9 protein-coding genes are annotated in these 18,235 nt (G+C 49.2%); 4 read left to right on the forward strand and 5 right to left on the reverse strand.

The window, feature by feature from the left end; translation table 11 throughout:
• The first annotated feature begins 2 nt into the window (after nt 1–2).
• From GWO68_RS03430 to GWO68_RS18000, 4 genes are all read left to right on the forward strand, one after another.
• Nucleotides 3–974: a PorP/SprF family type IX secretion system membrane protein gene (locus tag GWO68_RS03430; RefSeq protein WP_162345006.1), complete on the forward strand. Its 972-nt coding sequence runs from the start codon at nt 3–5 to the stop codon at nt 972–974.
• Between the two features lie 475 nt (nt 975–1,449).
• The gene (locus GWO68_RS03435; RefSeq protein WP_162345007.1) at nt 1,450–7,923 is read left to right on the forward strand and encodes an ice-binding family protein; all 6,474 of its coding nucleotides are present in this window, start codon (nt 1,450–1,452) and stop codon (nt 7,921–7,923) included.
• A gap of 20 nt (nt 7,924–7,943) precedes the next feature.
• Nucleotides 7,944–8,903 (forward strand): PorP/SprF family type IX secretion system membrane protein, encoded by a 960-nt coding sequence (locus tag GWO68_RS03440; protein WP_162345008.1) that lies wholly within the window; start codon nt 7,944–7,946, stop codon nt 8,901–8,903.
• On the forward strand, nt 8,900–10,900 hold the full coding sequence (locus tag GWO68_RS18000) for an OmpA family protein (protein ID WP_317164483.1): 2,001 nt from the start codon (nt 8,900–8,902) through the stop codon (nt 10,898–10,900). Before GWO68_RS03440 ends, GWO68_RS18000 begins: the two co-directional genes overlap by 4 nt.
• A gap of 82 nt (nt 10,901–10,982) precedes the next feature.
• Here the strand turns inward: GWO68_RS18000 and GWO68_RS03450 are convergent, their stop codons facing one another.
• The 5 genes from GWO68_RS03450 to GWO68_RS03470 form a co-directional block, all read right to left on the reverse strand.
• Nucleotides 10,983–11,750, reverse strand: a complete 768-nt coding sequence (locus GWO68_RS03450) for a 3-hydroxybutyrate dehydrogenase (protein WP_162345009.1) — start codon at nt 11,748–11,750, stop codon at nt 10,983–10,985.
• A 78-nt stretch (nt 11,751–11,828) separates the two neighbouring features.
• Nucleotides 11,829–14,318: a TonB-dependent receptor gene (locus GWO68_RS03455; protein ID WP_162345010.1), complete on the reverse strand. Its 2,490-nt coding sequence runs from the start codon at nt 14,316–14,318 to the stop codon at nt 11,829–11,831.
• Nucleotides 14,319–14,355: 37 nt separating this feature from the next.
• Nucleotides 14,356–15,357 carry an alpha/beta fold hydrolase gene (locus GWO68_RS03460; protein ID WP_162345011.1) on the reverse strand — a complete coding sequence of 334 codons (1,002 nt, stop codon included), beginning with the start codon at nt 15,355–15,357 and terminating at the stop codon, nt 14,356–14,358.
• Complete coding sequence (locus GWO68_RS03465; RefSeq protein ID WP_162345012.1) at nt 15,341–16,894, reverse strand: sodium/pantothenate symporter; 1,554 nt, start codon at nt 16,892–16,894, stop codon at nt 15,341–15,343. Before GWO68_RS03465 ends, GWO68_RS03460 begins: the two co-directional genes overlap by 17 nt.
• Before the next feature lie 525 nt (nt 16,895–17,419).
• Nucleotides 17,420–18,187 (reverse strand): LytR/AlgR family response regulator transcription factor, encoded by a 768-nt coding sequence (locus GWO68_RS03470; RefSeq protein WP_162345013.1) that lies wholly within the window; start codon nt 18,185–18,187, stop codon nt 17,420–17,422.
• Nucleotides 18,188–18,235: the final 48 nt, after the last annotated feature.

Below are 18,235 nucleotides of genomic sequence, written 5' to 3' on the forward strand. Positions count from 1 at the left end.
CTATGAAAAGGCCATACCTATACCTGCTGATACTTTTTTGGGTGGTTTGTGTGCAGGCAGCTTTTGCACAGCAGCGGCCACAGTATAGCCAGTACATGCTCAACAATTTTATACTTAACCCCGCCATTACAGGTATAGAAGATTACGCCGATATACGCGTGAGCAACAGGCGGCAGTGGGTTGGCTTAGATGGTGCCCCGGTTACGTATTACCTTACAGCACATACGCCCCTTAATAAAGGCATGGGCAGTACACAGTACCACCGGGCCCTTGCCCACCACGGTATAGGCGCCACCTTCCATACCGACAAAACCGGGCCGCTGCGCCGCACAGGTGTTAACTTTGCCTATGCCTATCATCTGCCGCTTACCAATGTTATCAATCTTTCGGGGGGAGCTTCGGTGGGTATTATCCGCAATGCTATAAATGCCAACGACCTGGAGTTTGGGAATGGAAAAGGTAACGACCCTTTGGTAGGAGGCGGAACGCTAAACAACAACATATTAGACCTGAACCTGGGGCTTTGGCTTTATTCCCGCAATTTTTCGGTGGGCGTGGCCGGGGCGCAACTTTTGGAGAATGTAGGCAGCTTTAGTGCTGCCGAAGAGGAACGTGCCGCCATGGACCTGCAACGCCATTATTTTGCCACAGCCAGCTACCGTTTCGAACCTACCTCTACCCTGGATGTGATACCTTCTGTAATGGTGAAACTGGCCGACCCGAGTCCTACGTCGGTAGATGTAAGTTTGCGCACTATTTACGATGAACGGTTCTGGATAGGGGCCGCGTACCGCCATAACGATGCTATAATTGGGATGGTAGGAGTTTATGTCAGCCCGTTGATTGATGTGTCGTACTCTTACGATGCCACCACCTCAAACCTAAATAAAGTTAGCGCAGGCACACACGAAGTGGTCATTGGGTTTAAACTGCTTAACGACAGGGGTATACTTTGTCCGCAATGGATATGGTAGCAATGTCTGTATATTACAAATAAAAAGCTAAGGAGGCGCAGCGTAAGTTGCGCCTTTTTATTTCCGGTTCCTGTCCCCAACTATAGCTGCGTAATTGCACCGTTTTCTTCTCTATCTCCGGCTACAAATTTTAAGATTTTTATAACATTCTTTATCAGAATGTTAGGCTGTATTTATAATTTTCTTATATTAGTGTACATCTATGTACCTTGCCTATGTGGTGTTTATATTATAATGAATACTATAATTTGTATTTATTCAACATAATTGCAAGCGTGTGAACGATATTTGAAAATTGGATGTAACTTTCTGACAACTAGCATTTGGCGAAAGAAACTGTTGCACTGTATTGACTTACTTATCTGTAGTAAACTGCCTGTGTAACAACTATAAAGTGGCTTAGGCGGGTGCTGTTAAAATACAATCTATCTACAAACTTAATCAGTCCTATTGTAAAACATTTACTTTTTACTAAATGGGGAGCTTAGTAAAGAAGTTACTGCTGTTTACGGTGGTCTTCTTCAGTGTATTTGCCAGTGCTATGGCGCAGGGGCTTTCCCTGGGTTCTGCTGCTGCGTTTAATTTGTTGGCCAGTCAGAAGGTAATAAACAAAGGCAGCACTATAGTTCAGGGCAATGTGGGTGTTGGTACCGGGGCAGTTATCTCCGGTTTTGCAGCCGGAAGTATAAAAGGCCAGCAGCACATCAACGACGCAGTAGCACTTAACGCACTTTCAGATCTTTCCGCAGCTTATACTACTTATTTCCAGCGAGCAGCCACCAGGGTGCTTCCGGCCACCATCGGCAACGAGACTTTTACAGCAGGCGTTTATAAATTTAATGCGGCAGGCACTATCACTGGCTCCGTCGTGCTGGACGCCAATTACGACCCAAATGCTACATTCATATTTCAAGTAAGTAAAAGCCTGCAGGTAAACGCGAATATCACCATTGCGCTTATAAACGGGGCAAAAGTAAACAACGTGCTTTGGCTGGTTGCCGAAGATGCCGTTATCGGGCAGGGTGCTTACATGAAGGGCAATATAGTTGCCAACAACAACATTACGCTACAGGATGATGCCGCGGTGCTTGGCCGGGTAATGAGCATTAAAAATACCGTAAATCTGAGCAACAGCATTCTGTCGTTGCCAACCGACCTTAGCATTATAAAAACCAAAGTAGCCGATTCTCCTTCCCAGAAATATGCTGTCGGTGACCTGGTTACCTATAAAATTGAAGCCAGGAACCTGGGCCCGATAGATGACGAGGGCGTGATGATACGCGATGTGCTGCCTGCGGGCTTAAGCTACGTTTCGTCTACAACCACCAAAACCGGCACATACTACGACCCTTCTTTCGGCCTCTGGATAATAGATCAGCTTAAAGTGGGCGAGGTGCAGTCGCTGACTATAACGGCCCGCGCTACTATGGCTGGCTATATTGTGAACACCGCAACTATAGCAGGCACTACCGTAGACGAAAACCTGAACAACAATAAATCGGATGCAGACCTGTGCGTGGTGCTTTCGGATGCCGGGCAGATACAAGGCCCTGTAGCCGCCTGTGCCGGCAGTACCAACACCTATAACATTAAGCAGATAGCCGGTGCCACCTATACCTGGACCGTTCCATCGGATTGGGTAATAACAGCCGGAAACAGAAACTCATCTGAGATAACAGTAAAAGTTGGAAATACATCTGGGTCCATATCGGTAACAGTTAACAATATTTGTGGTGCTAGCCCACCCAGCAGGCTTACCGTAGAGGTAGTGCAGGATGTACCGCCAAAGCCAGGCCCTATAAATGGTACGCTGGAACTTTGCTCTGGTAAAGCTACCACCTATAGTATAGCCCCTGTAGCAGGAGCCATTGGCTACCACTGGACCCTGCCTGCCGGCTGGACCATGGTAAGCGATAACGGCACATCGATAACCGTAACTACAGACGGCGACGCCACCACAAAACGCCTTAGCGTAGCAGCCTATAATATGTGCGGCGACGGACAACCAAGCTTTTTAGATGTAACACCGGTGCTTAAAGTGCCAAATACACCCGGGGCCATTAGTGGCCCTTCTGCCGTTTGTGCTACCGTAGCAACCGCCACCTATAGTATTGGTAAAGTAGCCAATGCCAGCAGTTATACCTGGACGGTGCCCACTGGTTGGACCATCCTTAGCGGACAAGGCACATCAACTATAACCGTAAAGCCAACTGCACAGGCCGGAGACATTACTGTAAAAGCAATTAACGACTGCGGCGAAAGCACAGCACAGAAATTAACAGTAACTCCTGTCGAGAATCCTCCGCTGGCTCCGGACGCAATTAAAGGTCCGGATGTGGTTTGTGCCAGCACAGCGGGCAATGTGTATAGTATAGATGCCGTACCAAATGCAAAAGGCTATAACTGGTCGGTGCCAACCGGCTGGACAATTGTTTCTGGGCAGAACACGCCAACTATAACGGTTACGGCCGGTACCGGTAATGGCAAAATAACAGTAGTAGCTTTAAACGATTGCGGCTCTAACGGAAGCAGCTCCAAAGATGTACAGGTAACCAGCGGGCCTCCTGCGGCTCCGTCAGCTATAAAAGGTACGCCATACGGTTGTGCCACCCAAACAGCTACCTATACTATTGACCCGGTAGCGGGTGCACAAAGTTATACATGGGCAGTACCAGCAGGTTGGTCTATCGTTTCAGGGCAGGGCACAACAACTATAACCGTAAAAGTAGGTTCTGGCGCAGGTACGATCTCAGTAAAAGCAAAAGGCACCTGCGGCGAAGGCCCGGCCCGCACTCTGAACGTGCAGCCGCAAGTAACCTTACCAACTGCACCAGCTGCCATTACAGGACCTGCCGAAGTTTGTAAGAGCCAGACTGACCTAACCTATAGTGTTGCTGCTATTACAGGCGTAACAAGCTATACCTGGTCGGTGCCAACAGGCTGGGTAATTGTGAGTGGGCAAGGCACTACAATTATAAAAGTAACAGCAGGCACAACTAACGGTAACATATCGGTAACAGCAACTAACGATTGCGGCACCAGCTCAGCCACTACCTTACCCGTAAAAGTATCTACAGAAGCTCCTGCCACACCGGGCCCTATCTCAGGGCTTGCAACGGTTTGCGGCAACCAGGCAGGTGTAACCTATAGTATCGCTGCCGTTGCAGGGGCAACCTCTTATACCTGGAGTGTTCCGGGCTGGACTATTGTTTCTGGTCAGGGTACGACAACTATAACCGTAAATGCGGCAACAACCAACACAACTATAACCGTAACTGCCAAGAATGCCTGCGGCAACACAAGCAGCACTACAAAGCCAGTACAGGTAACTACAGCAGTTCCGGCAGCGCCAACTGCTATAAAAGGAACACCTTACGGTTGCACCACACAAACGGCTACCTATACAATTGATGCGGTAGCAGGAGCTGAAAGTTACACATGGGCTATACCAAATGGTTGGACAATTGTTTCAGGACAGGGTACCACCAGCATCAACGTAAAAGTAGGCTCAGGATCAGGTACGATTTCGGTAAAAGCAAAAGGCCCGTGCGGCGAAGGCCCTGCGACAACACTTACCGTACAACCTCAGGTAACTTTGCCTGCAACTCCTGCAACTATAACAGGCCCTGCAGAAGTGTGCAAGAGCCAAACCGGTTTAACTTATAGTGTGGCTCCTATAGCAGGTGTTACCACATATACCTGGGCAGTACCAACCGGCTGGACAATAACCGGAGGACAGGGCACTACAACTATAACGGTTACAGCAGGCACAACAAACGGAAATGTAAGTGTAACCGCTACCAACGATTGCGGCACGAGCAACGCCCAGACCAAACCAGTAACTGTATCAACGGCAGTACCAGCTAACCCGGGCACTATAAACGGAGTAGCAACGGCATGTTCAAACCAATCAAACTTAACTTATAGTATAGCTGCAGTTGCAGGTGCCACCTCCTACGAATGGACCGGCCCAGGCTGGACAATTGTAAGCGGCCAGGGCACGACAACTATAACCGTAGCAGCAGGCACAGCTAACACAACTATAACTGTAATCGCTAAAAATGCCTGCGGCAATGCCAGCAGCAGCACCAAAGCAGTACAGATAACCAACACCCTTCCGGCAGCACCTACAGCTATAAAAGGAACACCTTATGGTTGCGCTACTCAGACAGCTACCTATTCGATCGACCCGGTGGCGGGTGCGCAGGGCTATACCTGGGCAGTGCCGGCAGGCTGGTCTATTATAAGCGGCCAGGGCACAACAAGTATAACTGTAAAAGTAAGCTCAGAACCAGGCACCATATCAGTAAAAGCAAAAGGCGGTTGCGGCGACGGACCAGCTACTACGTTAAATGTGCAGCCACAGGTAACCTTGCCAACTGCACCAGCAACTATAACCGGTCCCGATGAGGTTTGTAAAGCACAGACTGATCTTACCTATAGTGTAGCAGCCATCACGGGCGTGACAAGCTATACCTGGTCGGTGCCAAGCGGCTGGGTAATTGTAAGCGGACAGGGTACTACTTCCATTAAAGTAAATGCAGGCACTACTAACGGGAACATCTCGGTAACAGCTACCAACGATTGCGGTACCAGTGCAGCCAAAACTATGGCCGTAAAAGTATCTACAGATATACCGGCCACTCCGGGAGCTATTACCGGTCCGGCTACTGTTTGCGGAGGCCAGGCAAGTATAACCTATAGCATTGCTGCCGTTCAGGGGGCAACATCCTATACCTGGAGCGCACCAGGCTGGACTATTGTTTCGGGGCAGGGCACTACAAGCATCACGGTAAATTCGGGCAACACCGGAACAACCATTTCGGTTATCGCGAAGAATGCCTGCGGCAACACAAGTGCTGCGCAGATAGCGGCAGTTGTAACACAATCGATTCCAGCCAAACCGGGAACTATAACCGGAACTACAGCTGCCTGCGTGGGCAAAGACCAAACTTATACTGTGCCGGTTGTAGCAGGCGCCACCAGCTATACCTGGGCTGTGCCAACCGGCTGGAGCATCGTATCGCAGAACAATAACAGCATTGTAGTAAAAACAGGAACAACAGCAGGCAACATCAGCGTAACAGCTACAAACGGTTGTGGTACCGGCCCTGCATCAACATTAGCAGTAAGCCCTATAACCGGAGCCATCTCTGGTATAACCGGCATAAGCGGCAATACTACTACGTGTACGACAGGCAATATAACCTTTACCGTACCAGCAGGCACAAACGTGTCGGGTTATAGTTGGGAAGTACCGGCTGGCTGGGCTATTGTTTCGGGGCAGGGCACCACACAGGTAACCGTAAAGGCAGGTGCTACATCCGGAACTATAAAACTGACAGCCTCTAACGATTGCGGTGCTGTAACAGTAACCAAACAGGTGGAGGTAAACACAACGGTACCGGCTACCCCGGGCGCTATAACCGGCAACGCAAGCGCCTGTTCGGGCAGCACACAAAAGTATAGCATTGCACCTGTAAGCGGCGCGGTAAGCTATACCTGGTCGGTGCCGCAGGGCTGGACTATAACAGCAGGGCAGGGAACGACAACGATTGATGTGAAGGCCGGAACTACCACAGGCCAAGTTACAGTAACAGCCACCAACGATTGCGGAAGCAGCAGCTCATCATCAACTAAAACCATAACCATAACAAGCAGCGCACCTGTGGCAGGAAACATTGCCGGGCCAACTGCGCTTTGTAACACAACTACCGGACTGGTTTACAGCATAACACAGGTAAGTGGCGCAACAGCTTATACCTGGGCTGTGCCGCAAGGCTGGACTATTGTTTCTGGTCAGGGTACTACAAGCATCACTGTAAATGCCGGTGCCAATGGCGGGGAGATAAAAGTAGCTGCAGAAAATGCCTGCGGTAAAGGAGCTAACAGCGCATTGGCAGTAAGCACAGCTGCGCCACTGGCCGCACCGGGCCCGATAGCCGGTAACATGGATGCCTGCAGCTCGATACCAACCACTATTTATAGTATAGATGCCGTGCCGGGCGCGACGGGCTATGCATGGGAAGTGCCGCTTGGCTGGACGCTGATAGCCGGACAGGGATCTACAACAATAACGGTTGGCGTAACCAGCGCTCCGGGCACTATAAAAGTAAAAGCAGTAAACGCCTGTAGCCAGAGCACCTTTACCACACTAAATGTAAACCCGGTAGCAAACACACCATTAAAGCCGGCAACTATAACAGGTCCTAACGAAGCATGCATCGGGCGCAATGTGGTTTACAGCGTGGCTGCCATTCCGGAGGCCTCATCTTACACCTGGATAGTACCGGCAACCTGGCAGATCATAACGGGGCAGGGCACAAACCACATCACGGTTATGGCAGGTCCGTTGAGCGGTACAGTGGAGGTAATGGCCAACAACGGTTGTGGCTCCAGTGCAACCACCAAAATTCAGGTACGGGCTGTAGAAATGGGCTCGATTGGTGAGATAAAAGACCTGAGCTCGCCATGCGATGGATTGAAATACATGGTGGACCCTGTAGTGGGAGCTACCTCATATACCTGGACGCTGCCGGACGGCTGGACTATAATTGCCGGCGAGGGGACCAACATTATTATGGTAAACGCCGGTAAATGGGACGGAACTATAAGTGTGGTAGCTGATAACGGAACCTGCGGCACAGTACCTTCAACTATAAAGTCAGACAAATCGAAGGCCGAGACCCTGATCGAATTCCCGAATGTGTTCTCACCGAACAACGATGGCAACCACGATACCTGGGTTATCTCCAGCCTCGAAAGATTCCCGGATAACGACATTACTATCCTGAACAGGTGGGGTACCGAAGTATTTAAAGCAAAATCATACAAAAATAACTGGACCGGTGATAACTTAGCGGAAGGCACTTACTACTATGTAGCGCGCGTGAGGTTATGCGATGGCACCGACAGGACGCTTAAAGGTTACGTGATGATTGTAAGATAAACAACACAGCCATATACCCAATGAAAACAAAACTACCCTATTTACTTACCTTACTCGTTGCATTGGTTGTGCAGGAGGCCACCGCACAGCAGGCCCCGCAATACACCCAGTACATTTTTAACGAGCTGGTAATTAACCCGGGCTACTCAGGTAGTAAAGACATCGTAAACGTAAATGCTACTTACCGCACCCAATGGACCGGCCTCGAAGGAGCCCCTACCACGCAAACTATAAGTGTAGACGGCCCCGCTAAAGATGCACGCATAGGATGGGGAGCCCATCTGATAAACGATGTGGCCGGGGCGCAATCGCAGACCGGGGCTTATGCCAACATAGCTATGCGCATTAATACCAGCCGCACCTCGCAGTTATCACTAGGCATAGCCGGTGGCATTTCGCAGTATACCCTGGATGGCACCAAATTCAGAAAAGGCGACGACACACCCGATACAGCGATCCCTGAAAACCGCGAATCGCAGATACTGCCAGATGCCAAGATTGGGATGTTCTTTAACACAGAGCGCTTTTATACAGGCTTATCTATTGCCAACCTGGTGCCTTTTAAGGATGACAAAACTATAATTGCGACACCGCGCCGGCATTACTTCCTCTCTTCGGGGTACATGTTTGACCTGGGGCCATGGGTGCGCCTGAAACCTAGTTTCCTCTGGAAAGAAGACTTTAAAGGCCCTGCCAACCTGGACCTGAATGCTTTTTTGCTGCTTTATAACCGTGTATGGCTGGGGGGCTCTTACCGCACTGCTGTGCCCGTTTTTACGGATGTGAAAATGGATGATATAAAAAAGCGGAATGCCTGGGCAGCGCTGGTACAGGTATATGCGACACCTAAGTTCAGGATCGGTTATTCGTATGATGTAAGCCTTACAAAACTGCGCGATTATTCCTCGCATGAAGTATCTTTGGGCTATTCTTTCTTCAAAAAACAAAACGGCCGTACCATTACGCCGCGTAACTTATGATGCACCCTTTTACCCTTAAAAACTGCCTGTCAGCTATCCTGTTATGTGTTGTGTTGAGCTTCGCGTTTCAGGTAAAAGCACAGGATACCCAACAGGCCGATAAACACTTTAACGAGTTTGAATTCAGCCTGGCCCTGGACGAGTACAAAGCCATACTTGACCAGGGAGAGCCGAGCTTAAATGTAGTGCAGCGCATTGCAGATATCTACCGCATCTTAAACAATAGCAAAGAGGCAGAGTTCTGGTACGCCCAGGTAATTACGTTTGCCGGCGCCGATCCGTCGGTTTACTATTTATATGCCGAGTCGGCGAAGCGAAACGGGAACTATGCCAAGGCAAAGCAACTGTTTATGGAGTATAGCCGCCGCGTGCCGGGGCAGGCAGCGTTGGCGCAGCGCATGGCCGCCTCCTGCGATACGTCGATGAAGTGGATGCGCAACCCCAAGCCTTACCGAATAAAAAAAGTAAATAACCTGAACTCCAAAGGTGTTGATTTTAGCCCGTTTAAAGCAAAAGACGGTGTATACTTTGCCTCTGACCGCCTGGAAGGCAACACTAAGGAAAAAGTGGAGCAATACGCCTGGACGGGCAACGGCTACATCCAGATGTACTTTGCACCTGCCAAATCCGATACCTCGTGGGGCGCACCAGAAATATTGCCATCAGCTATAAACACACGTTACCACAACGGTCCGGGTGTATTTCACGAAAAAGATAAGGCGCTATACTTTACCCGAACCCACGCTGTACGCCGCGAAGTGAAAAAAAACAGCGACCCTACCAGCTGGTTCCAGGGTACGGAGGGCGGCACACACATAAACCGGCTTGGCATATATATAGCTGCTAAAAAGGGGAATAAATGGAAAAAGGTAAAAGCATTTAAGTATAACAAAACCGAAGAATACTCGATTGGCCACCCCGCCATAACCGAAGATGGCAACACCCTGTACTTTGTGTCGGATATGCCCGGCGGCTTTGGCGAAACTGATATATACTATAGCGAACGACAGCCAAACGGCGAATGGGGCCAGCCTATAAATGCAGGTAATAAAGTTAACACGGCCGGCCGCGAAAGTTTCCCGAGTTTAGGTGCTGATGGGGTGTTATACTTTTCGTCGGACGGGCACATGGGCATGGGCGGCCTGGACCTGTTTAAAGCGGTAGGTACACACAAAGCCTGGACCGGAGTTGAGAACCTGAAATACCCGTTCAATACCTCGCACGATGACCTAGGCTTTGAAATGGACGCAAACGGCAAAACCGGCCTGATCTCGTCTGGCAGATTTTCGGAGGAGGGTTATGATGATATTTTGTCATTTGTAGAGAATCGCATCCCGTGCACTATAACAGGTAAAACGATAGAGTATGTGGCGGATAGCCAGAATCGTGGAAAGAAGAAAGAGATGGCGGTTGGCAATGTAAGGCTTACGGTTACCGAAGTTGGCAGCGATGCCCGTCCTATTGAGGTGATCTCAAACGCTGATGGTACTTTTATGCTGCCGGTATATGGCGGAATGACCTATACCATTCGTGGTTCCAAACCAAACTACCTGACACAAACTATAACTGTGCCAGCAGACTGCCGCAAAACCGAAGACTCAGTGCGAGTAGAGATGGTGTTTAACCGCGATACCCCTAACAAACCAATCGTGCTGGAAAATATCTACTACGACCTGGACAAGTACGATCTGACACCGCAGGCAGCTGCTGAGTTGGATAAACTGGTGCAGACTCTGAAAGATAACCCACATATCCGCATAGAGCTTAGCTCGCATACCGATAGCCGACAGACCAACTACTATAACCAGATGTTGTCGGAACTGAGAGCCAAATCGGCGGTAGATTACCTGGTAGCAAAAGGCATAGAGCGCAGCCGCGTAGAAGCCAAAGGCTACGGCGAAACCCAGCTGATAAACAAATGTGCAGATGGGGTATCGTGTTCAGAAGACATGCACCAGGAAAACCGCCGTACCGAATTTAAGATACTGGCACGCTAAGAAACTGACTTCAGTAGCATAAAAATAAAAAGAGCGGCACTATACCAGTGCCGCTCTTTTTATTGAAACTATAGTTTATAGTTTACTGCGCCGACCAACCACCATCTATAGGCAACATAGCGCCGGTAAGCTGGCTGGCAGTATCTGTGGCCAAATACAAAGCCAAGTTGGCAATAGCATCTATCGTTACAAACTGCTTTACAGCCTGCTTTTTCAGCATTACTTTCTCTATCACCTCCGACTCCGACATTTGGTGGGCTTTGGCCTGGTCAGCTATCTGGGCTTCTACTAAAGGCGTACGTACATAACCAGGGCAGATAGCGTTGCAAGTAATGTTGTGCGGTGCACCTTCCAGGGCCAGTACTTTTGTTAAGCCGGCAATGCCGTGCTTGGCTGTTACGTAAGCAATTTTATACTCTGACGCACGCAAGGCATGCGCCGATGCTATGTTGATGATACGGCCAAAACCTCGGGACTTCATACCAGGCCATACTGCCTTAGCCGCATGAAATGACGCCGACATGTTAACTGATATTATCGCATCCCATTTGTCTTCCGGAAACTCATCTACAGGTGCCACATACTGTATGCCTGCATTGTTGACAAGGATATCTACCTGGCCAAGTTCCTGCTCGGCTAAGCTTACCATTTCGCGTATCTGCTCCGGCTTCATCAGGTTGGCAGGGGAGTGTAGTACCTTAACGCTGTGCTCGGCAGCCAGTTCTTTTGCTATTTCAGGCCCGTTTGGCTCGAGGCCGTTAAGTAACAGGTTGTAGCCTTTTGCTGCAAAAGCCCGGGCAATGCCTAAGCCAATGCCGCTGGTGCCTCCGGTTATCAAAACATTTTTCATATGCTGGTAATCTATAGTTGGTGTAAAAAACCAGAGCGCCCTATAAGAGCGCTCTGGACAAATCTAACTTTAACTGATCTACTTATTTTCTTTCTTTCCACCAAAATTGAAGAGTAACTCTACAGAGTACAGGCGACCGATATTTGGAGAATACACATACTCGCGCTGCTCATCATCAAACAGGTTAGATACGCTTGCACCCAACGTTACCCAGTCTGTAAACTTATAGCCACCGCTCAGGTCTACAGATGTAAAACCACCCAGCGGGCCGTAGTTATAGTTTGAGCCCAGCACACGAGTACCGGCACCTTTTTCGGCTGCTATCTGCTGGCCGGAGTAGAAGTTGAACTCAGGCAACCAGCGCACATTAAGCGACATGAACAGCTTTTCGTTTGCCAGGTTGCGGGCCGTAAAGTTAAAGTTAGCACGGTGCTTGGCGGCGTTCAGGCTGCTCTCTGCATCCGATACCTTACCATCTCTGTTGGCATCGTTATCCAGGTTGTCCTGGTCTGTAATGTCGGAGTTGAAGTAAGAGTATTTTACCCCGATGCTATAGTTGTCGTCGATGTAATAGTTAAGGCCAAGGTCAGTACCCCACGAGTTTACTTTACCATAGTTCAGGTAGGTCAGGTAGTAGTTCAGCACAGTTGCTGCTGACTCGGTTACATCTACATCTCCTTTTTTGATCACACGCTCTTTACCCATAATTGGTGTTATAGCGGTAAGCGGCGAGATAAAGTCTTTTGACTTAGAGTACCAGCTGCTGATGTCGAAATACAGGTTTTCAACTGGAGTGCCTTTGTAACCTACTTCAAACGTCTGCACTTTTTCTACTTTCAGCTTTTCTATTGTTCTGATATCGCCTGTTTCGGTGTTCTTTATAGTTAGGCCGGCACCGTTACCAAGTATGGCCAGCAAACCGGTGTTGGCATAAAACTCCTGGAACTGGATAGACGGAGCCGAGAAAGCTTTGCCATAAGTAGCTCTGAACGTACCGCCCAGCGCGTTGTAAGTTAAAGCTGCTTTAGGGCTGAACTGTGTGCCATAGTTGTCGTGGTTATCTACGCGGCCACCCACCAGGGCGCGGAACTTGTCTGTCAGGTTACGCTCTATCTGCAATACCCCGCCATACTGGTTCAGGATAATGTTGCCGGCTTTGTCGTCGAGGTACGTCTGGCGGCTGTAAGCTACATCGCGCTGGTAGTTCAGGCCAGTTACAATGTCAAAACCTGCAAAATTGTTGTTGTACTGTAGTTCACCATTCAGGCGGTGGCTCAGGTCAATAAATCCCGGGAATGCAACTGCTGGAGAACCTTCAAATATCTCGCCTGCTTTGGCGCCTGTTCTTGAGTATTTGTGTGCCTGCTCTTGTGTAGCACCCTTGCTAAGTAAAGTATAGTAGTTGGTGGTACGGGCGTTTATCTGGTAGGTATCGCCGGCATCGTTCCAGGTGGCGTATAGTTGGCCAAATACTCTAGGCGTTACAATACGGCCCTGCAGGTACTGGAATGTCCAGTCGTTGATCTGGTTACGACCGTTGTTAGTTACGCCAAGGTTAGAGCCCTGCCCGAAGCCATAGTCTGCAATAAGGTCTATTTTATCGGTTGGGCTATAGTATAACGCCGATCCAAAACGCTTCGACTCAAACTTATAATCTACATCATATTCCGGTACGCCCACGGTGCCTATATAAACCGAATCCTGGAACTCGAAGTCATTTCCGGTGGTGTATTCGCCGGTTACTTTAAACGCAAATTTCGGGCTGATAACGCTGGCATGGCGAACGCGGGTGCTTAGTACATCCTGGTTACCGGCACTTAAGGCAACTGTTGTGCCTTGGTAGCGGCGTGGGTCTTTTGTAATAGTGTTGATGATACCGTTGTGGGCATTCGGGCCATAAAGCGCCGAAGACGGACCAAGAATAACCTCTACACGCTCGATGTCTTCTTTTATAGTTGTGTTGTAGAAACCGGCTGGCAAGCCAGTACCGCCCGGCAGCATCGAGTTACGGCCATCCGTCATCTGGTACATTTTCACGTTGAAGGCATTGTTAAAACCACGTGCGTTTATACCAACCCCGATCACACCAGAACGAACCACTTCCACGCCCTGTACCTTATTCAGCACTTCGCCAATGTTGAACGAAGGAAGCTCAGTTAAGTCACGGGAAGAGATAACACCAATGGCAGCAGGCGCTTCGGTAATTTTTTCCGGGCGACGGGTTGCTGACACCACGATCTCATCGCTCACCAGCGACGAAGCTTTCATGGAGATGGTGCCTACGTTAGCGGAGCCGCTGGCGTCAACTGTAATAGCAATTTTAGGATAAGAATACCCCACATAAGTAATGCGCAGGTTATAGTTACCAGCCGGCACGCCGGTAATGGTAAAATCGCCGGATGCGTTGGTAGTTGCTCCTTTAGATGTGCCCTCTACCAGCACCGAAGCGCCGATCAAAGGTTCCTGTGTGTCAGCGCCCAATACCCTACCGGTAATGGATCCGCTTTGTGCCAGCGCCATCTGTGTAATACAGAAAAGCGACAGCATGAGTAAGTAAAGTTTTTTCATGAGTAGGTCAGTTAATTTATGTTTTATAGGTTAGGTGTTAATTATTTTTTTCATTTATAAACTCCCGGACAGCTTTATTAAAGGCCGCGGCTTGCTCGTACTGCACAAAATGTCCCGCTTGTGGCAACAACAGCACTTGGCTGTTCTTTATGCGTTCTTTGCCTATAGTTGCCACTGCCTGGGTCGTTAAGGTCGGGTTCAGGTATTTGTTTGGTATCAGGGCATCTTGTTCCCCGAATATGATCAGGGTTGGGGTTTGTAGTTGCGTCAGCTTTTCGTGAACCGGTTCGTCTACCATAGCGGCTACACTGGCTGCTACCGCCTTACTATAGTTTGCAAAGTCCGGCGAGGTAGCCATCTTCATTCTGTCATCCACCATAAACTGCGCATCGGCAGGCATCTGGTAAAAGTTGATTTTAATGTTAGCTGCGGCTTTTTCGGGACTGGTGTTCTGTACACTTTCCGGCGTTACCGTCATTTTAAACAGTTGCTTCTGCTGCTCGGTAAATGTCTCTAATCCGGCAGGTGCTGCCAGTACCAGTTTCTTTACCCGCTCCGGGGCCTGCAGTGCAGCGGTAATGGCAATCTGCCCACCCATCGAATGGCCAACTAAGGTCGCCTGCTTTATTTTCAGCTTATCCATTAACTGCAGCACGGTTTGCGCGTAAGCGGCCATGCCTACCTCTATGTTCTCTTTCGATGATTTTCCGTAACCCGGCAGGTCTATGGCTATAGTTCTATAGTTTGTGCTGAGGTCTTCAATGTTCTTGTTCCAGGCGGGCAGGTAGCTGCCGAGGCCGTGTATAAAAATAAGTGTTTCGGAGCCCTTGCCCTGGTCGGTGTAAGCTATAGTGGTGCCGTTGGCCAGCCTCAGTTTTTGAGTCGGGTATTTATAGTTCAGGTTCTCGAATGTGGGGTCTGTGGCCGGGTTTGCTATAGTTGCGCCGGTGGCTATAGTTGCCGGCGACTGGCATTGGGCATTAAGGCCAGCCAGGGAAAGCAGCAACAGCAGTGCCGGAGTTTTATACTTCGTTCTCATAAGCAACAGGTTGTTTTAAAGCGTTAGAAGTTACCATTTCTTTGGCAGGTTCTGGCTTCCGGAAGGCATAATAAAGGGCAAGGCCAACTATAACCGAAGCAAGTATAGCCAGTGCGGCGGCAATGCCGGGGTTGCGCACCGGCGCATCCATGTAAGATGTAAGGCCACCGTAATAAATAGCAAAATGTACCACCACCGATGTAAGCGAAGCCGCGACCGGCGCAACAAGCGGCACGCGCTTCAGGAACATGCCAAAAAGCACCGGCACAAAGGCAGCAGAAAAATAAGCATACACCCCGTTCTGGGCAAAAATACCAACGCTCAGGTTCGGGTTCTGCAGCTGGTCGAAGGTGAGCAGAATGGTAACTATAGCCAGCACAACAATTACAAGCCGGTTTATCAGTACGCTTTTAGTTTCTGAGTTTATGCCGAAAAGTGGTGTGATGATGTCAGAAGTGATGGTGATGGAAAGCGACTGAATAAGCCCTTCCAGCGTAGAAAGCCCCGCCGAGATAAGGCCCATAACAACCAGCAAGCCCATGTATACCGGAAACTCCTGCACCACATACGCTGACATAATGCCATCTACAGGTATGGCAGTGCCGTTTATAGTCAGGTCTGGGAAGGTAAGGCGGGCATAGAGGCCGGCGATAACCACTAGGAAGAACAGCGCCTGTACGATAATGCCTACTAGCAGGTATTGGTTTACATCCTTGGCGTCTTTCAGCAGCAGCGATTTGGTAATGATGTGCGGCTGGCAAACAATGGCTACCCCTATAATGATCTGGCAAAAGATACTTTCAAAGCTATCCCTGAACAGGAAACTGTCGGGGTTGGTAACAGTGGTAAGTGCCGGGTCTATGGCAGCAAGTTTATCCAGGAAGCCATGCACGCCGTTGCTGAAATGCTCGTAACCCGAACCTAGCAAGATTACAGCAACAATAAGCATCAATACAGCCTGCACCAGGTTGGTATATACCATAGAGTTGGCACCGCCAAACATCATGTACCCGAACACAAACACCACAATGCCCACACAGGCATACAGTTCGTTCAGGTTAAGCACGCTGGCCAGCACTTTGGTCAAGCCCACACAGATCAGAACTATAAACGTGATCAGCAGCAACGACAGAAAGGCAAAGAACAAGGTGTAGCCTTTGCTTTTGTAAACAGCTCCCATCCACTGGGCCATAGTTTGTGCTTTTACTGCTGTGCCCATCGCCCGGAAGCCTTTGGTAAGTATTACCAGCGACACCAGGGCGGCGGCAGGCAACGCAATACCCATCGAGATGACACCGCTGATACCGTAAAGGGCTACAAAACCGGGATTGATAATAAAAGTGGCAGCGCTCGTCATGGAGGCAGCCAGCGCCAGGCCAACAGCTACCGGTGAAAAGGTAACACTGCCAAGCGCATAATCAGCGATGGAGCTGGTACGCAACGCACCGCGTATCACGAAAAACAGGATAACAGCAGCATAAGCAATTACCAGTATCCAGCCTGCTGTTACAAGTTCAGAAGACGCTAAGGTGTTCATAGGGGTGGGGCTATTTGTAATAAAATGTTCTATTAATTTAGATAATATTACACATAGCTCCACAGCTATACTTGCCAACTTCGCTTTTTTCGAGGTGAAATCGGGAAGCTGTGAGGTGAGGCTGTTTAATAGTTTCGGGTACTGAGTTAAAGGTAAGGCGGGTATAAGTGGCTGTAGGCTGGCGCTGATCTTCGATTCGTGATTTACGCTGTTGCCGGATTTGCAATTCTACCGGGCCAGTTCCCAACTATAGTCGTATCTGCTGATGAACTCATCCCTTACCCCTACAAAGAAGGACTCGCTGGGAATTAAATCTGTTCTATCCTCTTTTTTGTCATCCTGAACGTGTTACATCCTGAACTTGATTCGGGAAATCTTGTAGCCTATAGCGAGAGCTTAACTTCCCTTCCACCAGGTTTCTTTACAGAATGACAGCAAATTCTTAAAGCTTATGCTTAGCCTTAAAAGTCCCCTTTAAAGAGTGCAGGGGCGATAATCGTTTTCTGAACCTGAATACAGTGTGCTCTAAATTATCTGCAGCCGCTTGAGCAATGCATCTTTATGTGTGTTACCGATCGGGATGCTTTTGCCGCCGATCAGGATGTTATTGTCTTCGATAGCCTCGATGGCCGTGAGGCGTACAATATAGGAACGATGAACCCGCATAAAATCTTTGGCAGGCAGGTGCTGTTCCAGGTTTTTCAGGCTTTGGCTAACCAGGTACAGGTGCTGTTGCGTTTTAATATTGCAGTAGATATCCTGTGCTTCTGCCCAAACTATATCTGCTAAGGCCACTTTCTCCAGGCGGTTGCGCACCTTCAGGAACAGGGTATCGTGGAGCAGGTAATTATCAGTTATCTGATTAGTTGGCGCTTCGGGTGTAGTTTCTATAGTTGCAGCTGTGGGTGGTTGCTGTCTTAAGCTAGCGTTGTGGATGGCTACCTCTATGCTGCTTTGCAGAGTGCGCACATCAAAAGGCTTTACCAGGTAAGCGTGCGGGCTGGTGAGTTTGGCGCGGTCAATGGTCTCTTTATCCGACAGGGCCGTCATAAAAATAAATGGTATTTTACTCACCTTAGCAAGTATAGCTGCCGTGTCAATCCCATCCAGTTTACCATCCAGGGTAATGTCAAGTATAGCCAGGTCGGGGTTGTGCTCATGTATCTGCAGCAGCAGCTCTTCGCCAGAGCTCACAATGGTGCACACTTCATAGCCCATTTCCTCCAGCGAAAACGCCAGGTTCTGAGCGATCACCACATCATCTTCCGCTATCAATAACTTTACGTTGGCCATACCAGCTGCTTTTACCCGATCAAGATAGAAAATTTACTTTTAAGAGCA

It is taken from the genome of Pontibacter fetidus (genome assembly GCF_010119545.1).
Lineage (GTDB): Bacteria > Bacteroidota > Bacteroidia > Cytophagales > Hymenobacteraceae > Pontibacter > Pontibacter fetidus.